5 protein-coding genes are annotated in these 2642 nt (G+C 72.3%); 2 read left to right on the top strand and 3 right to left on the bottom strand.

Annotation, left to right across the window (positions count from 1 at the left end):
- Nucleotides 1-650, bottom strand: a 650-nt coding sequence (locus tag ACJ73U_RS06940; protein WP_407776694.1) for an HAD family hydrolase, incomplete at its 3' end; no start/stop codon positions are given.
- 33 nt (nt 651-683) lie between these two features.
- Between ACJ73U_RS06940 and ACJ73U_RS06935 the strand changes: the two genes are divergently transcribed.
- On the top strand, nt 684-1103 hold the full coding sequence (locus ACJ73U_RS06935) for an anti-sigma factor antagonist (RefSeq protein ID WP_407776693.1): 420 nt from the start codon (nt 684-686) through the stop codon (nt 1101-1103).
- A gap of 25 nt (nt 1104-1128) precedes the next feature.
- Nucleotides 1129-1602 (top strand): ATP-binding protein, encoded by a 474-nt coding sequence (locus ACJ73U_RS06930; RefSeq protein ID WP_407776692.1) that lies wholly within the window; start codon nt 1129-1131, stop codon nt 1600-1602.
- A 20-nt stretch (nt 1603-1622) separates the two neighbouring features.
- On the opposite strand, the gene ACJ73U_RS06925 is transcribed toward ACJ73U_RS06930, so the two are convergent.
- Together ACJ73U_RS06925 and ACJ73U_RS06920 are read right to left on the bottom strand one after the other, a co-directional pair.
- Nucleotides 1623-2006, bottom strand: coding sequence for an STAS domain-containing protein (locus ACJ73U_RS06925; protein ID WP_407776691.1), 384 nt, complete (start codon nt 2004-2006; stop codon nt 1623-1625).
- A 231-nt stretch (nt 2007-2237) separates the two neighbouring features.
- Nucleotides 2238-2642: two-component system response regulator (locus ACJ73U_RS06920; RefSeq protein ID WP_407776690.1), on the bottom strand; the 405-nt coding region annotated here is incomplete at its 5' end.

Raw genomic sequence — 2642 nt, 5'->3', positions numbered from 1 at the left:
GCGGCGGCGAGGACCGACGCGAGCGGTTCGTCCGCCGCGCTGGTCAGCAGCACGTCCGCCGCGGTGAACAGCGCGGGGTCCGCGTGCGGGTGCGGGACGGCCACGCACCGCAGCCCGGCCTCCTTCGCCGCCGCGACGCCGTGGACCGTGTCCTCGAAGGCGACCGCGCGGTCCGCGGGCACGTCCAACCGGGACAGTGCCAGCAGGTACACGTCCGGGGCCGGTTTCGCGGCGGACACCTCGTCACCGCAGGCCAGGAGCTCGAACCGGTCCAGGTAGCCGATGCGGGACAGGTGGTCGGTGATCCACTCGCGGGGCGAGCTGCTGGCGACCGCGAGCCGCAGGCCCAGGTCGCGGGCCTCGGTCAGCCACGCGTCGATGCCGTCGGCCAGCTCGAGCACGGCGTGCAGCTCGTCCCGGTAGGCGAGCCGGCGGGCGTGGCTCTCGGCGTGGTCGTAGCCGGGGCCCACGGCGGCCGCGAGCGCGGCGTACCGCTCGGCGATCACGTCACCGCCGTGCGGGGCGAAGAACGTGGCGACGTCCAGCTCCAGCCCGTAGGACCGCCAGAGGTACTGCCACACGCGCAGTGAGGTGGTCTCGGTGTCCATCAGCAGGCCGTCGAAATCGAACACCAACGCGTCGGTCCCCATGCCCGCAGTATGCCCCCGGTACTGTTCGGACCCGTGAAACCAGCAAGCGACGAGCTGACTCCCGACGGCGTCGCGGAGCGGCCCGACCGCGAGCAGCTACTGACCGTCCGGCCCGAGGACCACGGCGACGTGCTGGTCCTGCGGGTCCAGGGGGACATCGACGGACTGACCGCGCACCGGCTGTCCTCGGCGATCGCCGAGGCGTTCCGCGTGCTGATGGCCAGGACGCTCGTGCTCGACCTCACACAGGTGCGGTTCCTCGGCTCCGTCGGGTTGCGCACGCTGCGTGACAGCGCGCGGGAGGCCTCGGTTCGCGAGGGCTTCCAGCCGCTGCGTGTCGTGGTCGACCACAACCGGCCGGTGATCCGGCCGATCGAGATCGTCGGCCTCGACCAGATCCTCGCGCTGTACGACAGCGTGGAAGACGCGATCGCCGCCGGCGATCTGCGGTAGCCCGAACAGCTGGGATAATCACGACGTGCCGCCGAGCCCCGAACGTCAACTGGGTAACGACCCCACGCGCGCCGCCGTCGCGCCGACGTTGGATCTGGTCCTCGCCGCCGACTGGATCTCCCCGTCCGTCGCACGGGACGAGGTGCGGGCCTGGCTGAGAGCCCACGGCTGGTCGCCGGCGCACACGGACGACCTCGTGCTCGCGATCAACGAGGCCGTCAGCAACAGCATCGAGCACGGCTACCGGATCGGCCCGCACGACCCGCCACGTGAGGAGACGGTCGCGGTCCACGCCGCCATCCACCGCGCGCCGGACGGCTCGCGCCGCGCCGACTTCACCGTCCGGGACCACGGCAGCTGGCTCGCCCCGGACGAGAGTGGGTCCAGCACGCGCGGGCAGGGCCTGCGGCTGATGCGCGCGTGCGTCGAGCACCTGAGCGTCGAGGGCGACGCCGACGGCACGACGGTGACCCTGCACAGCCGGCCCGTCCCGGCCTGACGGCGGCCGGAGCCGCTCGTTCAGGACTCGGGGTCCGCCAGGGCCTCCAGGGCCTCGGGAAGCGACGAGTACACCGACAGGAGCTTGTCCAGGCCCGTGACGCGGATCGGGCGGAGGGTGTCGCGCGTGCCGGCCACGACGCGCACCTTCGTCCGCTCGCCGGCCGCCTCGTGCGCGGACACGATCGCCGACATCCCGACCGAGGCGAGGAAGGTGACGCCGGTCAGGTCGATCACCAGCACGGGCGGTCGCTTCCCCAGCTCCTGCTCACAGGCCTGGGTGAACGTCGGAGTGGTCAGCAGGTCCAGCTCGCCGGCGACCCGCAGCACCGTGGCCGCGCCGTGGTGCTCGACGTCGACGGAGACGCCGAACTGGTCGCCCGAGGTCAGTGGGGCGTTGGACATGCCCGTATCTTGCCGGGCCGCGGCCGCGGGCGACAGGGCGCCCCACCGGGAACGGTCGGCACGCGCCCCGTTCGGGCTCCCGGGCCGGCGCCTTCTTCAGCGAGTCCGCGGTGCCGCCGGCGATGATGATCACGAGCCTCGTCGCTGACGCGGATGTCGGCCGGCGCCACGACGCGATTCCAGGCATCCCGACCGCGGCGGCGGTCACGGCGGCGGCGGTCACGGCAGTGGTCAGCGCAGGCGCGGCACCGCGTGCTTGGCCTGGACCGCGCGCAGCACCGACATGGCGCCGTTCTGGTCGCCCGCGCCCAGGAGCGCCAACGCCTTCGTCACCGCGTCCTGCAGTGCCATCTGGTCCATCGCCTGCGTGGTCAGGTCCGCGCTCTTCTGCCACAGGTCGATGAACACCGCGACCTTGGACCGCAGCACCCACGGGTCGAACGGCTTGGTGATGAAGTCGACCGCGCCGATCTGGTAACCGCGGAACGCGAGGCGCGCGTCGTAGTCAAGCGCGGTCAGGAAGATGATCGGGATGTGCCGCGTCCGCTCCCGCTGCTTGATGTGCGTCGCGGTCTCGAAACCGTCCATCGTCGGCATCGAGGCGTCCAGCAGGATCACCGCGAAGTCGTCCACCAG

Source organism: Actinophytocola sp. (assembly GCF_045807065.1).
Lineage (GTDB): Bacteria > Actinomycetota > Actinomycetes > Mycobacteriales > Pseudonocardiaceae > Actinophytocola.
The sequence above is the reverse complement of the archived record's forward strand: the minus strand, read 5'-3'. Positions and strand labels throughout refer to the sequence as shown.